At 67.8% G+C, this 14,486-nt stretch carries 16 protein-coding genes; 2 read left to right on the top strand and 14 right to left on the bottom strand.

What is annotated here, in order from left to right:
* The 7 genes from ABIB26_RS09725 to ABIB26_RS09695 all read right to left on the bottom strand — a co-directional run.
* A partial coding sequence (locus ABIB26_RS09725; RefSeq protein ID WP_502913646.1) for an enolase-like domain-containing protein occupies positions 1-498 on the bottom strand: 498 nt, incomplete at its 3' end.
* A gap of 71 nt (positions 499-569) precedes the next feature.
* Positions 570-1,583 carry a sugar kinase gene (locus ABIB26_RS09720; RefSeq protein ID WP_354241930.1) on the bottom strand — a complete coding sequence of 338 codons (1,014 nt, stop codon included), beginning with the start codon at positions 1,581-1,583 and terminating at the stop codon, positions 570-572.
* Entirely contained in the window at positions 1,580-2,284 is a 705-nt protein-coding gene (locus ABIB26_RS09715; RefSeq protein ID WP_354241927.1) for a bifunctional 4-hydroxy-2-oxoglutarate aldolase/2-dehydro-3-deoxy-phosphogluconate aldolase, read from the bottom strand. Before ABIB26_RS09715 ends, ABIB26_RS09720 begins: the two co-directional genes overlap by 4 nt.
* Positions 2,285-2,337: 53 nt before the next feature.
* Positions 2,338-3,486: a galactonate dehydratase gene (gene dgoD / locus ABIB26_RS09710; RefSeq protein WP_354241925.1), complete on the bottom strand. Its 1,149-nt coding sequence runs from the start codon at positions 3,484-3,486 to the stop codon at positions 2,338-2,340.
* A gap of 9 nt (positions 3,487-3,495) precedes the next feature.
* Positions 3,496-4,389 (bottom strand): carbohydrate ABC transporter permease, encoded by an 894-nt coding sequence (locus ABIB26_RS09705; protein ID WP_354241922.1) that lies wholly within the window; start codon positions 4,387-4,389, stop codon positions 3,496-3,498.
* Entirely contained in the window at positions 4,386-5,339 is a 954-nt protein-coding gene (locus ABIB26_RS09700; RefSeq protein WP_354241919.1) for a carbohydrate ABC transporter permease, read from the bottom strand. The genes ABIB26_RS09705 and ABIB26_RS09700 overlap by 4 nt, the downstream gene beginning before the upstream one ends.
* Before the next feature lie 140 nt (positions 5,340-5,479).
* Positions 5,480-6,775 carry an ABC transporter substrate-binding protein gene (locus ABIB26_RS09695; RefSeq protein ID WP_354241916.1) on the bottom strand — a complete coding sequence of 432 codons (1,296 nt, stop codon included), beginning with the start codon at positions 6,773-6,775 and terminating at the stop codon, positions 5,480-5,482.
* Between the two features lie 138 nt (positions 6,776-6,913).
* On the opposite strand from ABIB26_RS09695, the gene ABIB26_RS09690 reads away from it, so the two are divergent.
* Complete coding sequence (locus ABIB26_RS09690) at positions 6,914-7,669, top strand: FadR/GntR family transcriptional regulator (RefSeq protein ID WP_354241913.1); 756 nt, start codon at positions 6,914-6,916, stop codon at positions 7,667-7,669.
* A 46-nt stretch (positions 7,670-7,715) separates the two neighbouring features.
* Here the strand turns inward: ABIB26_RS09690 and ABIB26_RS09685 are convergent, their stop codons facing one another.
* The 5 genes from ABIB26_RS09685 to ABIB26_RS09665 all read right to left on the bottom strand — a co-directional run bounded on the left by ABIB26_RS09685 (position 7,716) and on the right by ABIB26_RS09665 (position 12,030).
* Positions 7,716-8,588, bottom strand: a complete 873-nt coding sequence (locus ABIB26_RS09685; RefSeq protein WP_354241911.1) for an NAD-dependent epimerase/dehydratase family protein — start codon at positions 8,586-8,588, stop codon at positions 7,716-7,718.
* Positions 8,589-8,668: 80 nt separating this feature from the next.
* The gene (locus tag ABIB26_RS09680; RefSeq protein ID WP_354241908.1) at positions 8,669-10,015 is read right to left on the bottom strand and encodes a phosphoribosyltransferase family protein; all 1,347 of its coding nucleotides are present in this window, start codon (positions 10,013-10,015) and stop codon (positions 8,669-8,671) included.
* Positions 10,016-10,226: 211 nt separating this feature from the next.
* Entirely contained in the window at positions 10,227-10,898 is a 672-nt protein-coding gene (locus tag ABIB26_RS09675; protein WP_354241905.1) for an esterase/lipase family protein, read from the bottom strand.
* Positions 10,895-11,719, bottom strand: coding sequence for an alpha/beta fold hydrolase (locus tag ABIB26_RS09670; protein WP_354241903.1), 825 nt, complete (start codon positions 11,717-11,719; stop codon positions 10,895-10,897). The genes ABIB26_RS09675 and ABIB26_RS09670 overlap by 4 nt, the downstream gene beginning before the upstream one ends.
* A gap of 101 nt (positions 11,720-11,820) precedes the next feature.
* Positions 11,821-12,030 (bottom strand): hypothetical protein, encoded by a 210-nt coding sequence (locus ABIB26_RS09665; protein WP_354241900.1) that lies wholly within the window; start codon positions 12,028-12,030, stop codon positions 11,821-11,823.
* Between the two features lie 365 nt (positions 12,031-12,395).
* Here ABIB26_RS09665 and ABIB26_RS09660 point away from each other — a divergent pair, with 365 nt between their 5' ends.
* Positions 12,396-12,638, top strand: coding sequence for a hypothetical protein (locus ABIB26_RS09660; RefSeq protein WP_354241897.1), 243 nt, complete (start codon positions 12,396-12,398; stop codon positions 12,636-12,638).
* Positions 12,639-13,249: 611 nt separating this feature from the next.
* On the opposite strand, the gene ABIB26_RS09655 is transcribed toward ABIB26_RS09660, so the two are convergent.
* The gene (locus ABIB26_RS09655) at positions 13,250-13,681 is read right to left on the bottom strand and encodes a VOC family protein (RefSeq protein WP_354241894.1); all 432 of its coding nucleotides are present in this window, start codon (positions 13,679-13,681) and stop codon (positions 13,250-13,252) included.
* Between the two features lie 123 nt (positions 13,682-13,804).
* The gene (locus ABIB26_RS09650) at positions 13,805-14,371 is read right to left on the bottom strand and encodes a type 1 glutamine amidotransferase domain-containing protein (RefSeq protein WP_354241891.1); all 567 of its coding nucleotides are present in this window, start codon (positions 14,369-14,371) and stop codon (positions 13,805-13,807) included.
* Positions 14,372-14,486 lie beyond the last annotated feature (115 nt).

Here is a 14,486-nt window from a genome sequence, read left to right as displayed (position 1 = left end):
CTGCGCCTGCGCCGCGACCCCGTAGACGGCCTTGATCCCGGGCACGGCGGTCTGGATCCGGACCGACTTGTAGCCCAGCTCCAGGTGCTCCCGGACCGAATCAAACAGCGAGGGCAGGTCCGCACCGGAGGCGTGGCCGTACGCACGCAGCCCGTTCCGGGACGCCCCGCCGAGGAGCTGGTAGACCGGCATGCCCGCGACCTTGCCCTTGATGTCCCACAGTGCCATGTCGACGGCGGCGATGGCGGCCATCGTGACCGGGCCCCGGCGCCAGTAGGAGGACCGGTAGAGGAACTGCCAGGTGTCCTCGATCCGGTGCGGGTCCTTCCCGATCAGCAGCTGCGCGACGTGCTCCTTCAGGTACGCCGCCACGGCCAGCTCCCGGCCGTTCAGGGTCGCATCCCCGATCCCGGTGACGCCGTCCTCGGTGGTGATGCGCAGGGTGACGAAGTTACGGGACGGGCTGGTCACGAAGACTTCCGCGGCAATAATTTTCACAGCTGGTCCATGCTTTCGGTGTTGGTCTGAATATGGTCGATGGCGGATGGTTGGGTGGGGCTTTGTCCCGCTCAGCGCTGGGTGGTTCCGCCCTGCGTCGTTCCGAACAGGGCCAGCTCGTCCCTTCGGGGCAAGCCTTCCCAATCCCCGGCGGTGCTGACGGCGAAGGCTCCCGCAAGGGCGCCGCGCTGCAGGCGCCCGGCAACATCCGCGCCGTCGAGCAGGGCGGACAGGTAGCCGGCGGTGAAGGCATCGCCGGCCCCCACGGTATCGATGCTGGTCACGGGCACGGCGGGCGTTTCCCAGCGCCCGCCGGCGGTGTGGACGCCGGCGCCAGCGGCGCCGCGCTTGACCACAACCTCGCTGACGCCGCGGTCCAGAAGTTCGGCAGCCATGGCCGCCTCGGCGCCATCGGAGCCGGCGCCAGGGTCGCGGGCGCCGTCCGGCGCCGAGGCTACCAGCCCGAGTTCGTCGTCGGAGGCGATCAGGATGCTGGCGTGCCGCGCAAGCGGAGTGAGAACGGCGCGGGCCTCGTCCCGGGACCAGAGCTTGCTGCGGTAGTTGACGTCGAGCGAGACCAGCATGCCTTCGCCGGCGGCGCGCTCGGCCGCGTATTCCACGGCCTTCCGCGCCTCGGGACCCAGCGCCGCGGTGATGCCGGTCAGGTGCAGGACCCGGGGACCCGCTGCGAGGGCACGGTCCACGTCCTCCCAGCCCAGTGTGGATCCGGCGGAACCGGCGCGGTAGTAGAAGGCGCGTGTGACATCGGCCGTGCGCTGTTCCAGGAACATCACCCCGGTGCTGCGGGTGGTGTCCTCGCGGTGCTGCACTTCGATGCCTTCGGAGCGGAGCTGGCGCAGGATGAACTGGCCGTGCGGGTCGGCACCCAGCACGCCGGCCCAGCTGACCCGGTGGCCGAGCCGGGCGACGCCGACGGCCACATTCGATTCCGCGCCCGCCACGTGCATGGTCAGGGCGCCGCCGGCGGACAGCGGCCCGGCGGAGCGCAGCGAGACCATGGATTCGCCCAGGGTTAGAAGGTCGACAGCCTGGCGGGCTGACGCGCGGTCGACGGCGGCCGTCACCGCAGGCTCGCCCCGGCCATCCGGCGGCCGTATTCCGCGGCCAGGGCCACGAAGCCTCGGGCCCGCTCCCGCATCGCGGTCAGCTCACCATCCGAACCAGCACCGCCCGAACCGGCGTCGCCGAACAGCGGCCCGCCGAGACCGACGGCGATGGCTCCGGCTTCCCAGTAGCCCATCGCCTCGTCCAGCCCCACGCCGCCCACCGCGATGAAGGGGATGCCGGGAAAGGGATCCCGCAGCGCCCTGAGGTAACCCGGGCCGCCGATGGACGCCGGGAAGAGCTTGACCGCGGTGGCGCCCCGGTTCATGGCCTCGTAGGCCTCGCTCGGGGTCAGCGCCCCGGCCAGCACCGGAAGGCCCAGGCGCGCCGACTCGTCGATGGACTGCGCCAGTGACGGCGTCACCATGAACTGGCCGCCGGCCTCGGCGACGTGCTCCACGTCCTGGGCCGTCAGGACCGTTCCCGCGCCGACAAAGCAGCCAGCGGGAGCCTGCGCGCGGACCTCGCGGATCGCTGCGAGGGCGTCCGGCGTGGTCAGAGCGATCTCGACAAAGCGGATGCCCTCCTCCATCGCGGCGAGGGCGGCCCTCGCCGCTGCGGGGCCATCCGTGCCGCGGACGATCGCCACGAGGCGCGTCTGCCGGATGCCGGCCAGCAGGACGTCGGGGGTCAGGGTCTCGGGGGTCAGGGTGTTCTGCATGGTGGGCTGCTCCTTCATCGTGGTGTCCGTCTCAGTGGCCGCGATCCCGCCCGTCACCATTCGGCGTAGGCGCCGTCGGGGTGCCGCCAGACAGGCCCGCGCCAGGCGTGCCCGCGTTTGTCCGCGGCGCGGACCACGGCCTCGTCGATCTCGATGCCCAGGCCCGGGCCGGTGAGGCGTTCGATGTGGCCGTCCACGAACTTCAGCGGGGACTTGTCCACCACGTAGTCCAGGACTTCTGCGCCCTGGTTGTAGTGGATGCCGATGCTTTGTTCCTGGATCAGGAAGTTGGGCGTCGCGAAGCCCACCTGCAGGCAGGCTGCCAGCGCCAGCGGGCCCAGCGGGCAGTGCGGGGCGAGCTGGACCTCGTAGATTTCGGCCAGCGAGGCGATCTTGCGGACCTCGGTGATGCCGCCGGCGTGCGAGAGGTCCGGCTGGGCGACGGCGATGCCGGCCTGCAGCGCGGGCAGGAATTCCTGCCGGCTGTAGAGCCGCTCACCGGTGGAGACCGGCGTCGTCGTCGAGGAAGTGAACTCGCGCAGCAGGTGGGTGTTTTCCGGGACCATGGGCTCTTCGAGGAAGAAGGGCCGGTATGGTTCCAGCAGCGGCGCCACCCGCCGGGCGTTGGCGAGGCTGAAGCGGCCGTGGAAGTCGACGGCGACGTCGCGGTGGTCCCCGAGGACCTCGCGGGCGGCGGCCACCCGGCGGACGACGCCGTCGAGCTCGGCCACGGTGGCGATGGGGCTCATCCGGCCGCTGGCGTTCATCTTGACGGCGGTGAGGCCGACCTCCAGCTGGGCGCTGATCTGGTCGGCCACCTCGTTGGGTTCGTCGCCGCCCACCCAGCCGTACATCCGGATCCGGTCCCGGACGTGGCCGCCGAGGAGCTGGTGCACGGGGGTGTTGAAGTGCTTGCCCGCGATGTCCCAGAGGGCCTGGTCCAGCCCGGAGACGGCGCTGGCGAGGATGGGGCCGCCGCGGTAGAAGGAGCCCTTGGTCATCACCTGCCAGTGGTCCTCGATCCGGAGCGCGTCGTTGCCGATCAGCAGCTCGGAGAGCTGGCCGACGGCGGTGCGCACCGTTTCGCTGCGGCCCTCGCAGCTTGCCTCGCCCCAGCCGACGATCCCGCTGTCCGTCTCGATCCGGACGAAGAGCCAGCGCGGCGCGACGAGGAAGGTTTCGATCCTGCTGATGCGTGTCATTCGTGTGGCCTAGCCCTTGGTCGCGCCGGCGGTCATGCCGGAGACGATGTACTTCTGCGTGAAGAGCGCAATGATCATGATCGGGATGGTGACCACGGTGGCGGCGGCCATCAGCCCGCCCCAGTCGATGCTGGCGTAGGAGACGAAGTCGAAGATCGCGACCGGCAGGGTCTTGGTCTTGGAGCCGGAGAGCACCAGGGCGAACATGAAGTTGTTCCACGAGAAGATGAAGGACAGGATCCCGGCGGTGGCGATGCCGCCGACGGAGAGCGGCAGGGTGATCCGGCGGAAGGCGCCGATCGGGGTGAGCCCGTCCACCTGGGCGGATTCCTCCAGTTCCAGCGGCATCGAATCGAAGTAGCTCATCATGATGTAGACGATCAGCGGCAGCGCGACGAACATGTGGCTGAGGATCAGCACCTCGAAGCCGCCCACCATTCTCAGGTTGGAGAAGACGTAGTACCAGGGCACCAGCAGGGAGACGCCGGGGATGACACGGGCCATCAGGACCACGAGGGCCGAGCGGTGCATCGTGAAGCGGCTCATGGCGTAGGCCGCCGGGACGCCCAGGACCAGGGACAGGACCGTGGAGACGAAGGCCACCCAGAAGCTGTTGAAGATGAAGACGAAGTAGTTGTTGCGCTGCAGCACGTTGGCGTAGTTCTCGGCCGTGGGGGTGAAGAACAGCGCCTTGCCGGTGTCGTAGATGTCCACGTTGGTCTTGAAGGAGGCCAGCAGCATCCAGATCAGCGGAGCGATCAGGAACAGCACCACGGCGAGCAGGGCCACGACGCGGAAGACCTTGTAGGCGCGGGTGGCCAGCGGCTTCCGGCGGCGCGGGGCCGGCTGGGTCCCGGCGGCGGAGCCGGTCTGGGGTTCGGTGTTTTTGTTCAGTACGGTCATTTGCTTACCGCTTTCTTGCGCATGGTCAGCAGCCACATGGAGCCGATGATGATCATGAAGAACAGGATCAGCACCGCGGAGGACAGCCCGTACTGGTTGTAGTCGAAGCTCAGGCCGTAGGCGTAGACGTTGAGGGTCTCCACTTCGTGGAAGGATCCGCCGCCCTTGCCCTTGGTGGCGTAGAGGATGTCAAAGGTCTTCAGGGCGTCGATGCCCCGGAGCAGGATGGCGACGATCACGGTCGGCATCATGAGCGGCAGCGTGATGTAGAAGAAGCGCTGGACGGCGTTGGCGCCGTCCACCCGGGCCGCCTCGTCGGGTTCCTCGGAGAGGGAGGTCAGGCCGGCAAGCAGGATCAGCACCACCATGGGGGTCCACTGCCAGACGTCCATGAAGATGGTGGTGCCCAGCGCGGTGTCCTGGCCGGAGAGCCACGGCTGCGGCGGGATGCCGACCATGCCGAGCAGCTGGTTGGCGAAGCCGATGTTGGGATCGAAGATCAGCCGCCACATCATGCCGACTGCCACCGGGGTGGCGACCAGCGGCAGCAGGATGGCCACGCGGACCCACTTTTCGCCGCGGAAGGGGCGCCAGAGGAGCAACGCGATGCCCATGCCGAGCACCACTTCGCAGACCAGCGCGACGCCGGTGAAGGTCAGCGTGCGGCCGACGGCGGGCCAGAAGCGTTCCGCATCGGACAGGACCGTGGCGTAGTTCTGCAGGCCGACGAACTCGGAGGCTGCCCGGACGGAGCCCTGTGAATCGGTGAGGCTCAGGTACAGGGTCCAGGCCAGCGGGAAGACGATCAGGACCCCGACGAAGATCATCGCGGGGGCCGCGAACAGCCACTTGCGGTGCCGGTTGGACCAGGCGGAGAAGTTCTCACGCGCACCGGGAGGGCGGCCGGCCTTCCGGGATGGTGCGCTGCGGGGCGGGTTCAGTACAGACATGGTGCACCTAAGGAGTTGGGGGTGAAGTGAAGAGCGGGCCGCGGCGGGACGGCAACAGGGCTGCCGTCCCGCCGGGCTGTTTAGTTACCGGCTGTTAGTGCCGGCTGTTTAGTACCGGCGCGTAGCGCGGCAGGCGCGCGCTACTTCTTTTCGGTATCCAGGAACGTCTGGAACGCCGCGTGGGCCGTGTCGGCAGCGGCGGACGTGTCAGCACCGGTGATGCTGGCAACGATCGGGCCGCCCACGATTTCGCGGGCCTTGCCTACGGTGACAACCTCGGGACGGTCGTGGCCCACGCCGTCCTGGGCGCTGGCGGCAATGGCCTCGGCGAGATCCTTCGGGTAGGTGGAAGTTCCGGCCGGGTCGGCCCAGACGGAGGCGCGGGGTCCGGGGACGCCGGCCTTCTGTGCGGCCAGGGTGCGTTCCTTGCTGGTGGCCCACTGGATGAACTTCCAGGCGTTGTCCTGGTTGCTGGAGGCCTGGTTCACGGCGAGGCCCCAGGACGGGATGTTGTACGGCTTGGAGCCTGCCGGGCCGGCGGGCAGGGCGGCGAAACCGACCGTGTCCGCGACCTTGGACTTGGCCGGGTCGGTGGCGTTCTTGTAGAGCGAGTCGGCCTCGGTGTAGAAGGCGGCCTTGCCCTGGGTGAAGATGGCCATCGCCTCGGGCCAGCTCATGTCGGTGCTGACGTTGGCGGGGCCGTAGTTGCGGATCAGGCCGCCGTAGAACGCGTAGGCCTTCTTGGCGGCGTCGGAGTTGACGGCGGACTTGCCGCTGGCGTCGGTGAAGTCGCCGCCGAAGCTGTACAGGAAGCTGGAGAACTGGGTGACCGCGGCGGACTTGCCGGTGCGGGCCACGAAGCCTGCGGTGTCCGGGGAGGAAGCCTTGATGGCCTTGGCGGCCGCTTCGAGCTCGTCCATGGTCTTGGGAACCTCAAGGCCGGCGGCCTGCAGCAGGTCCTTGCGGTAGTAGAGCACTTCGCGTTCGGTGATGATCGGGACGCCCACCACCTTGCCGTCAACGGTGGTGGCCTTGACCGGGCCCTCCTGGTAGTCCTTCCAGTCCCAGCTGGCGTCCGAGGACACCTTGGACGTCAGGTCCGCGAGGTAGCCGTTCTTGGCGAACGCCTTGCCCTCCTGCAGCGGGCGGTACATCATCACGTCGATTTCGTCGCTGCCGGCGTTGAGCTTGACGTTGTACTGGTCCGAGAGCTGGTCTTCGCCGAGCTGGGTCAGCTCGACCTTGAGGCCGCTGGACTTCTCGAATTCCGGGATGGCTGCCTTGATGCCTTCGGTCCAGACGTGGTTGGCCAGCGTGACCCGGACAGTGCCTGCTGCCTTGGCATCGTTGCTGCCGCTGCCGCCACTGCAGGCGGTGAGCCCCAGTGACAAGGCCGCGGCGACGGCCGCGTACTTCACAATTGAACGTCGCTTCATTACGAATCCCTTGGTTTTCAGGGCCGGCGGTCAACGCCCAGCCATCCGCACATGCATCTTTACATCTGCTCTGAAAGCGATTGTAGAGAAATAAAGCAGACTTAACAAGGCCCTTGCGCTCACCCGTATGATTTATTTATGAAAACCCCAAAGGCGGAGTCCTCAGTAGACCTGCATTCCGTGCTGGTCCAGAATCTGGGGCTCGCGATCGCCGAGGGGACCCTGGCGCCGCACTCGATCCTGCGGCTGGACGAGCTGGAGGCGCAGCACCATGTGTCCCGCTCCGTGGTCCGGGAGGCCGCCCGGGTGCTGTCCTCCAAGGGCATGCTGGAATCGCGGCGGCGGCTGGGGACCGTGGTGCAGCCGGAAGAAGGCTGGAACCTCTACGACCCCCAGGTCATCCGGTGGCGGCTCGCTTCCTCCAGGCGGCTGGAGCAATTACGGGCGCTGAATGAACTCCGCGGGGCGATCGAGCCGCAGGCTGCCCGGCTCGCCGCCGAGCGCGCCTCCTGGGACGCCGGCAGCGATCTCGTCTCCCAGGCCGCACGGCTGTGGGCGGCCGGACAGCGCGGGGACGATGATGAGTTCCTCCGGCTGGACATAGAATTCCATGCCTCGGTGCTGCAGGCCTCCGGCAACCCCATGTTTTCCCAACTGCACAATCTGGTGGCTGAGGTCCTGACCGGGCGCACCGAGCACGGTCTGATGCCGCACCTGCCGCACCACGAAGCGCTGCAGCTGCATGTGGATGTGGCCAGCGCCATCCAGCGTGGCGAGGCGGACGCGGCCCACGCCGCGATGAGCCGGATCGTGGAGCAGTCCACCGAGGAAATGGGCGATATCTGGTCCAGCTACCACCAGCAGGCAGAAGCGGGGAACCGCGCGGAGCTGTGAATCGCAGCGGAACGCGCACAACGAGGAACTCCTCAGGTTGTGGGGGTCAGTCTTCGGTGGGAGTGGTGCGGTTCGAGTGGTAGGTCCGCCAGCTGTGTTCCGGGGCATAGCCCAGCAGCCGTTTCGCTTTGTCGATCGAGAGCATGGTCTCGTGCTCGCCCAAATCCTTGACCACCGTCACGTTGGGGAACACCTCCGCGGCGAGGCTGGCACTCGAGCGGCCCATCACGGTGTCCGCGTTGGCGATGATGAACGCCTCGAAGCCCGGTTTGGCATGCTCCAGGGCGCGGGCCACGGCCTGGGCGCCGTCGCGGCCGTCAATGTAGCCCCAGAGATTCCACTTGCGCAGCTTCGCGTCGGCGTCGAAGGAAGGAAATTCCTCATAGTCTTCCGGGTCCATGACGTTGGAGAACCGCAGGCCTGTGATGCTCAGTTCCGGGTCCCAGCGGGTGAGTTGGATGGCCATCTGCTCCTCAAGATGCTTGACCAGCGAATACGTGCTTTCCGGCCGCGCCGGGTATTCCTCGTCCACGGGGATGTAGGGAGGGTCGACGTCGAACGGCAGTCCCAGCACCGTCTCGCTGGAGGCGTACACAATCTTTTTGATCCCGGCCCGGCGGGCCCCCTGGAACACGTTATAGGTGGCCTGCATGTTGTTCTCGAAGGTGGCGGCGTCCGGGGCAAGCCCGGGGGCAGGGATCGCGGCGAGATGCACGACGGCGTCGAAGCCGGCATGGCGGTCCTCCAGACCCAGGAACACGTCCACCACCTGGCCGTAGTTGCGCAGGTCCACCTCGGTGAAGCCCGGTCCCCGCACACCGGTGCGGTCCAGGTTGGTGACCTCATGGCCGTCCTCGCCCAGCCGGCGGACAACGCTCCGTCCCAGCTTTCCGCTTCCTCCGGTAACAGCAACTCTCATCAGTACTCCTCTGGGTGGTACCGGGAAGATCGCCCCGTCCTCCCGGCGGTCATGGTCCAGGCCGGGCTCGCTCTGCTGGTCTAGACGGTGCCGGCAGAGGGCAAGAGGTACTGGACAAACCAGTCCCTCGCGAGAATGGCAGCGGCCGCCAGCGTGCCCGGTTCTTCAAAGAGATGGGTGGCGCCCTGGACGACAGCCAGCTGGTTGGGGCACCGCATCATCGCCTTCGCCTTCCGGTTGAGCCCCAGCACGTCGTAGTCGAAGCTGCCCACGATCAGGAGCGTCGGCGCCCGCACTGCCGAAAGCCGCGGACCGGCCAGGTCCGGCCGCCCGCCGCGGGATACGACGGCTGCGATCCTCGCGGAAGGTTCGGAGGCCGCCCACAGCGCAGCTCCGGCCCCGGTGCTCGCACCGAAGTAGCCGACCGTGCAGGACGCGGCGTCTTCCCTCATGGCGAGCCAGTCCGTGGCCGACGACAGCCGGCGGGCCAGCAGTTCGATGTCGAAGACGTTGGCGCGGTGGCGTTCCTCCGCTGGGGTCAGCAGGTCCAGCAGCAAGGTGCCCAGACCTGCCTGCTGGAGCACACCCGCCACGAGCCGGTTCCGCGGGCTGTGCCGGCTGCTGCCGCTTCCATGCGCGAACAGCACCACTCCCGTCGCCGGAACGGGCAGGTGCAGCTGGCCATGGAGCCGCACACCGCGGGACGGGATCTCCACTTCCTCATCGAAATCCACGGCATGCGGGGCACCGGCGTTCGCCGGGTTGCGGGACGCCGGATCTGAGTCCTGCAGACGCTTGGCGGCGGCGTCGAGCAGCTGCACCACCTCGTCGTCTTCGGTCGGTGAGAAGTCGCGGTAGTGGTAGCCGACAGCGGAGAACAGCCGGGGTGTGGCCAGGCAGACCACTTCGTCCGGCTCGGTCAGGCTCACGAGGGTGTCGTCCGGGGCGACGGGCACGGCGAGGACGACTCTGGCGGCGCCGAGCCTCCGGGCAACCCGGCAGGCGACGCGGGCGGTGGAGCCGGTGGCGATGCCGTCGTCGACTATCACCGCGATCCGGCCGGTGAGGTCCTGGCGGGTCCTGCCCTTCCGGAACCGGGCCACCCGGTTCTCCAGCACGGCCCGTTCGTGCTCTTCGACGGCCTGCAGCTCCTGCTCTGACACCCGGGAATGCGCCAGTACGTGTTCTTCCAGCACCCGGGCGCCGCCCTCCCCGATTGCTCCCATGGCAAGCTCGGGCTGGTAGGGAAGGCCGAGTTTCCGCACCACGATAACGTCCAGGGGCGCGTCCAGCGCCGCTGCAACCTCGAAGGCGACGGGGACCCCGCCGCGGGGCAGGCCCAGGACAACGAGGTCCTGTCCGCGCAGTTCCGCCAGCCGCCTTCCGAGCTGCCGACCGGCGTCGACTCTGTCTTCGAAAATGCTCATCTGTCTGGCTTTCCAGTCAAGGCGTCGGCCGTGGCCTCGGCCTGGCGTGCGTTCCGGCGTGCGCTCCGCGGGCAGGGCATTGACCAGGTGGCCGCTCCCTTCCACTATGGGTCAGGAGCCACCGGGATGTGAGGGCCTTTATGCCCGGATTCGGCCCCGCGGTCGCCCGGCACGGAAGCCGCCGGGCACCGGACCGGACGCATTTCGAAAGCTAGGTTGCCGTCGCAGCCAGGATGGTGCGGATCGTGTCCTCATCGGCCAGGATCCGGAAATGCCCGCCCGTCCCCAGCTGGACGTTCCGGGCACCCGGCAGCACGCTACCTCCGGGGATGTGCGGATCGAACAGCCCGGAGACGGAAGTGATGCGTTCGTTGACGAGCTCCTCCCGGGAGAGCTGGACCGTGACCGCGTTCCGCGGCGAGAAGGCGCGCAGGCTGGGCAGGAGCATGAAAGCCGCATACCGGGAACCGGAAAACGGCGAGCATATTGCCACCATACCGCTGATCCGCGTGGCCGGATCCAGGGCCATCATCACGTACTTGCCGATCAGCCCGCCCTTGCTGTGCGCAACGATCACCACGTCCTCGAGGCCCTGCTCGCGTACGTAGGCGGCAACCAGCTCGGCGGCATTGGGCACGGCGAGCCGGTTCCGCTGCAGCACGGTCACCACGTGGACCGGGTGCCCGGCCTCGTGCAGCCGCCTGACCAGCGGCAGCATGAAGCGCCAGTCCTCGTAGATTCCCGGAATCACGACGACGGGACGGCCGGCACCGCTGAGGAACTCATCCGCGCGGGTCCTGGTAACGGCGCCGCGCAGCTGCCGGCCGATCGCGTAAAGATAGTCCTGCGCCCACCAGCGGACCGCCTGCAGTGCGCCGCTCATGCCCTAAATTCCCGGGGCACATCGCTCGCCGCGCGGGGAAGGCCGGCAAAGGACATGATGGCCTCGGCCACCTCGGCGGCACGGTTGTGCTGTACGACGTGACCGGTCCCCCGGATTTCCAGCAGTGTGCCGCTGGGGGCCCGATCGGCCAGCCGGCGGCACCAGTCCGCGGAGGCCACCGGATCGCTGGCGCCGCGCAGCACGAGAACCGGGGCCGCGACCCCGGCGATCTTCTCTTCCATCGGGTAGCCCATCATGACGCGCAAGGTCTTGAGGTACCAGCTCGGCCCGCAACGCAGGTAATCCGTGAAGACCAGGGCATTCGCAGAGGGGCTTTCAAAGAACAGGCTGTCGCGGCCCAGCGCCAGGGCCTGCTGCACCACGGTGCGGCGTTTGGAGTCGACGACCGGACCCATCAGCACCACGTAGGGAATCCGTCCCGGCTGCTGGCGGGCGGCCTCGACGGCGAACTGGGTTCCCATCGAGTGCCCGACGATCATGAACTCCAGCACGCCGAGCTGCTCCATGGCGCCCAAAATGTATGAGGCGTGGTCCGCGACCGTGAGGGTGTGCTCCGGTCTGGGCGTGGCGCCGAATCCCGGCAGGTCGATCGAGTAGGTGTCGACGGACCCGGCGAGCACGCCGTGGAGGCGCCGCAGGTAGCGGTGCGAGACGCCGATCCCATGGACGAGCACGACGGCGGGCGCCGGCGGCGCCGTGTCCGGACCGCCGTCGGCGGCGTTGACTGCCGGCCGGCGGGCAGCGAACACGTGGCCGAGATGGCCTGCGGCCTCGACCTCGAAGCGGAAGGGCCTGTCCATGGTGGGACTCGTTTCTGTTCTGTGAGGCCCAACTCAGTGCGGCTCAACTCTGCGCGCCTCAACACGGGGCCGCTGATCAGCGTCCAGCAAAGCCGCTCCGGTTAGTCGTTCCGGTTGTCTCGCTCGCCGAACTCCTCGTCGAGGTCATAGTGCCGGAATTCGGTCTCCGGATTCGGTTCACCCTCGGCAACGTATTCGTAGTCCAGTTGACGCTGGACCTGGCTGTCGAGCACCTGCAGTTCCCTATCCCCCACCTTGCTCAGGTCATCGGGGAAGGCGTCGTCCGGTGTGAGGTGCAGTTTCTCGGTCATTGCAGGCTCCTCTGGGCCAGGAAGGATGGACTCGGCGATGCAGTGCCCTGTCCGTCTTCAGGATAACCGCGGCTCCAGCACGAGGGAAATAGAAAGGCCACCGGCAGCTGTGCGCGCTCCGTCGAGGCGCAGCGTCGTGACGGCCCGGCTCAAGGACTGGAATGCGGAGGAGGTCGCGGCCTTCGCCGCCGTCCTGGGCCGCTTCAACGCCGGTTCGGAGGAGTAGAACGCAGGGGTCGAACGCAGGCCCCTTTGCTGTACCGGGAATTTGCTGTACCGGGAATGCCGGCGCCTGTAACTTTGGGACGGACAGCCGCGCCGCAACAACGGCCGCGCGGGCGCAACGGAAGCAACGGGAGGAATCGATGAGCGCCGGATCCAAGGAACCAGAGGACATCGTCAAAGACGGCGTCGAGGGAGAGGCCCAGGCCGGCGGAGCTCCGGCAGCCCGCGGGGAGGGTGCCGCCGCCCCCAAGGGGTCCGGCGCCACCGAGCAGCAGGCCGCCGTCGAGGACCGGGGTGCCAAGAAGGCGACCGGCCCGGCGGAAGAGCAGGATGAGCGGACCGCCGATGACCGCGGCCTCACCACGGATTCAAGTCCGGACTGAGCCCGCGGCCGCGGCGGTTCTGGCAGCGGCGGGCCCTGACTCCGGGTCAGGAGGACATGCCCATTCCTCGCGCCCGGGACCGGGCACAACCGGAATATGCCCATCCGCCGACCCCGGAGCGGGGCATGTCCTTATCCCGGGGGCACGTGCGGGTGGCTCCGCTGCGGGGGTCGGCCGCTCTCCGGGAGGACATGCCCATTTTTCGCGCCCGGGACAGGGCATGATCGGAATATGTCCAACCGCCGGCCCCGGCGGAGGGCATGTCCTGATCCGGGCGCACGTGCAGTGGCTCCGCTGCGGGGATCGGCCGCTCTCCGGGAGGACATGCCCATTTTTCGCGCCCGGGACAGGGCATGATCGGAATATGTCCAACCGCCGGCCCCGGCGGAGGGCATGTCCGTATCCCGGGGGCATGTGCGGGTGGCTCCGTTGCGGGGATCGGCTACTCTCCGGGAGGACATGCCCATTTTTCGCGCCCGGGACAGGGCATGATCGGAATATGCCCATCCGCCGGCACCGGCGGAGGGTATGTCCTTCAGCCCGGCCACCCCGCCAAGCCCGGACACCCCGCCGCCTGGACCTGAACCCCCACGAACTAGCGAAAATGCCTACTATGTGGCAGCCGGGGCCTGACCCGGCTCGGGCCCGACGTTGACCAGCCAGTCGACACCGAACTTGTCCTTGCACATGCCGAAGATGTCACCCCAAGGCGCCTTCTCCAGCGGCATGGACACGGTGCCGCCGTCGGACAGCTTGTCAAAGTAGCCCCGCAGTTCGCTCTCCTCGGAGCCACTGAGGGACACCGAGAAGTTGCTGCCAGGGGTGAATTCCATGCTGTTGGGCGTGTCGGCGCCCATCAGCACCATGCCCTTGGGGGTGGTCAGCATGGCGTGCATGATCTTGTCTTTCTCGGCCGGGTCTTCGGTCGCGTGGTAATCGCCAAAGGTGCTCATGGCCAGGTCACCACCGAACACGCTCTGGTAGAAGGTCATGGCATCTTTCGCATTGTCGCGGAAACCTAGGTAGGGGTTGAGCGTGGTCATGTCCGGACTCCTTGCAGCTTCGGGACGCCCGCCGCGATACCGCAGGGCAGCGACGGGACGGGTGCAGTTACAGGGCATATCCTGCCCCACTTCGGACGGACTGGGTAGGGGGTGCCGGGCGGTTTAGGCCGTCTGGCCGGCGTGCTCGCCCTCTGCGATCTCTTCCAGCAGTTTGTCGTTGAAGGCGGGCAGGTCGCCCGGGTTCCGGCTGGTCACGAGGCCCTGGTCCACCACCACTTCCTCGTCACTCCAGTTGGCCCCGGCGTTCCTCAGGTCCGTCTGGAGCGTGTGGTAAGAGGTGACGTTCCGTCCGCTGACGACGCCGGCGTCGATCAGCAGCCAGGGGCCGTGGCAGATCGAGGCAGCCGGCTTGTGCTGTTCGAAAAAGGCGCGGGTGAACGCCTGGGCGTCCTTGTCGGCGCGGAGGTGGTCGGCGTTGACGACGCCGCCGGGGATCACCAGGGCATGGAAGTCGGCGGCGATCGCCTCGGCAACGGTGAGGTCGACGTCGAACTTCTCGCCCTTGTCAGTGCCGTGGTAGCCCTGCAGCTTGCCGCTCTTGGGCGCCACCAGGGTGGGTTCTCCGCCGGCTTCCTTCACGGCATTCCACGGGCTGGTCAGCTCCACCTGCTCCACGCCGTCCGTCAGCAGAAACGCGACCTTCTTGCCTGCAATGTTGTGCTCTGACATTTGTCCTCCTCATGCCGAACGAGGGTCCAGAAGACCGTTTCGCCGTTCGTGGTGACCCCGCGCAAACTGTGATGCCTTACATCCCAACCCTAGGGAGCACCAAAATAATAAGCAA

This window comes from Arthrobacter sp. UYEF20, from assembly GCF_040546335.1.
Taxonomy (GTDB): domain Bacteria; phylum Actinomycetota; class Actinomycetes; order Actinomycetales; family Micrococcaceae; genus Arthrobacter.
The sequence above is the reverse complement of the archived record's forward strand: the minus strand, read 5'-3'. Positions and strand labels throughout refer to the sequence as shown.